The sequence below is a fragment of the Planobispora rosea genome, from assembly GCF_014648175.1.
Taxonomy (GTDB): domain Bacteria; phylum Actinomycetota; class Actinomycetes; order Streptosporangiales; family Streptosporangiaceae; genus Planobispora; species Planobispora rosea.
Genome location: NZ_BMQP01000110.1, coordinates 1 through 2,673, shown reverse-complemented (window position 1 = coordinate 2,673; position 2,673 = coordinate 1). Strand labels below are relative to the sequence as shown.

Sequence of the window (2,673 nt, the reverse complement as noted above, 5' to 3'; positions counted from 1 at the left end):
TTGCGGGGTGCTCCGGCGGTGCTGGAGCTGCCGTTGGACCGTCCCCGACCGGCACGACGGTCCGGGGCGGGGGAGCGGGTGCCGTTCAGGGTTCCCGCCGGGGTCGTCGCGGGGCTGGGGGAGGTCTGCCGGGAGTCCGGCGCCACGACCTTCATGGGGCTGCTCGGCGCGCTGAACACGGTCGTCTCCCGCTACTGCGGCACGACTGACGTCGTGGTCGGGACGCTCACCTCCAACCGGGTGCTGCCCGAGCTGGAGGACCTGGTCGGGTTCTTCGTCAACACGGTCGTGCTGCGCACCGACCTGTCCGGCGACCCCGGGTTCGCGGAGGTGGTCGCGCGGTCGCGGGAGACGGCGGTCGCCGCGTTCGCGCACCAGGACGTGCCGTTCGACCGGGTGGTGGAGGAGACCGCGCCGGCCCGGTCCGCGGGGGTGACGCCGTTCGTCCAGGTGGCGCTGGTGGTGCAGGACCTGCCGGAGCCGGACGGACGGCTGGACGGGGACGTGGCGGTGACGCCGGTGCCGGTGCCGGTGCAGGCCGCGGCCTTCGACCTGTCGGTGCAGGTGTGGTCGGAGGCCGACGGCGGGCTGACCGGGTTCGCCGAGTACTCGACCGAGCTGTTCGACCGGCCGACCGTCGACGGGTTCGTCACGGCCTTCCAGCGGGTGCTCGCGGCCGGGGCCGCCGACCCCGCGCTGCCGATCTCGCGCCTCCCGCTGGCCGAGCCGGAACCGGCCGCCGCCGAGCCGCCGCCCGCCCGATGCCTCCACGACCTCGTCGCCGACGTCGCCCTGCGCACGCCGGACGCCGTGGCCGCCACCTGCGCCGGGGACCGGCTCGGCTACGCCGAACTCGACCGCCGGGCACGCCGGCTGGCCGCCCGGCTGCGGGCGTGCGGAGCCGGGCCCGGATCGATCGTCGGAGTGTGCCTGCCCCGGTCGCTGGACGTGCCGGTCGCGCTGCTGGCGGTGCTGCACACCGGAGCCGCCTACCTGCCGCTGGAGGCGGACTACCCGGTGGAGCGGCTGGCGTACATGCTGGACGACGCGGCGGCGCGGGTGGTCGTCGCCGACGCCTCCACCGTGTCCCGCCTGCCCGGGAACGTCCGCGTCGTCGCCCCGGACGATCCCGGTGACCGGGAAGGCGGCGGGGCCGGACGGCGGGAGACCCCGGCAGGAGACGACGCGGAGGGGAACGGCGGGTCCGAGGGCGTTCCCGCGGATCCGGCGGACCTCGCCTACGTGATCTACACCTCGGGGTCGACCGGGCGGCCCAAGGGGGTGGGCGTCACGCACGAGGCCGTCGTGTGCCGGGTACGGGATCCGCAGTGGCTGCCGCTGAGCGAGCACGAGGTGTTCATGCTGGCCACGCCGCTGTCCTTCGACGTCTCCGTGCTGGAGCTGTTCGGGTGCCTGGTCAACGGGCACACGCTGGCGATCATGCCTGCGGGCAAGGCGCTTCCGGAACGGGTGGCCGCGTTCCTCGCCGACGAGCCCGTCACCGTGGCGTGGCTGACCGCCGCGCTCTTCCACGCGGTCGTGGACTGCGCCGACAGACCCTTCCCGTCCGTCCGGCACCTGATCGCCGGAGGGGACCAGCTCTCCGCCGACCATGTGGCCCGCGCGGCGGCGCTGGTGCCGAACGGGCAGGTCGTCAACGGCTACGGGCCGACCGAGTGCACGATCTTCACCACGTCGTACGCGATCCCCGGCCAGCACGGCGGGCGGGTCCCGATCGGGCGCGCGCTGCCGTACACCGGGACGCACATCGTCGGCCGCGACCTGACACCCGTGCCGCCCGGCGTCGTCGGCGAGTTGCTCGTCGCCGGGGCCGGTCTCGCCCGCGGCTACCTCGGGCGTCCCGCCCTGACCGCCGAGCGGTTCGTGCCCAACCCCTTCGCCGGCCCGCCGGGCGGGCGCCTCTACCGCACGGGGGACCTGGTGCGCCGGCGCGGCGACGGGCTCATCGAGTTCCTCGGCCGGGCGGACCAGCAGGTGAAGATCCGCGGCTTCCGCGTCGAGCTGGAGGAGGTGGAGCAGGTCCTGCGGCGGCACCCGGCCGTCGGGGACGCCGTCGCGACGGCCCCCGAGCACGACGGCGACCGCCGCGTGATCGCCTACATCGTCCCCGCCCCCGGCGGGGGAGCGCCCCCGGCGACGGCAGAGGTGCTCAGGCACTGCCGGGAGTCGCTGCCGGACTACATGGTGCCGGCGCTGTTCGTCACGCTGGACGCGCTGCCCGTCAGCCCGAACGGCAAGCTCGACCGGGCCGCGCTGCCCCGGCCGGGCACCGACCGGCCCGACCTGGGCGGGTACGTGCCGCCGCGCGGGCGCCTCCAGCGGGAGCTCGCCGGCATCTGGACCGCACTGCTCGGCCTGGACCGGGTCGGCGCGCACGATCACTTCTTCGACGTCGGCGGGCACAGCCTGCTCGCCAGCCGGCTGCTCGCCCGGGTGCGCAAGACGTTCTCCTGCGAGGTCCCGCTCGCCGACTTCCTGGCGGCGCCGACCGTGGCGGCCCTGGCGGAGCTGGTCCGGGACCGGCTCGCCGCCGCTTCCTCCGCCGTCACTCCGGTCCGGCCCGCCCTCACCCGCGCCGCCCACAACGGCACGGTCCCGGTCTCGTTGGGGCAGCGGCGGTTGTGGTTCGTGGATCGGCTGGCGGGTGGCGCG

Annotated in this window: 1 protein-coding gene; it reads left to right on the top strand. The window is 75.8% G+C overall.

All coding sequences use genetic code 11. From position 1 onward, the window contains the following. Window positions 1-18: 18 nt before the first annotated feature. A partial coding sequence (locus IEZ08_RS38930) for a non-ribosomal peptide synthetase (protein ID WP_229803967.1) occupies window positions 19-2,673 on the top strand: 2,655 nt, incomplete at its 3' end.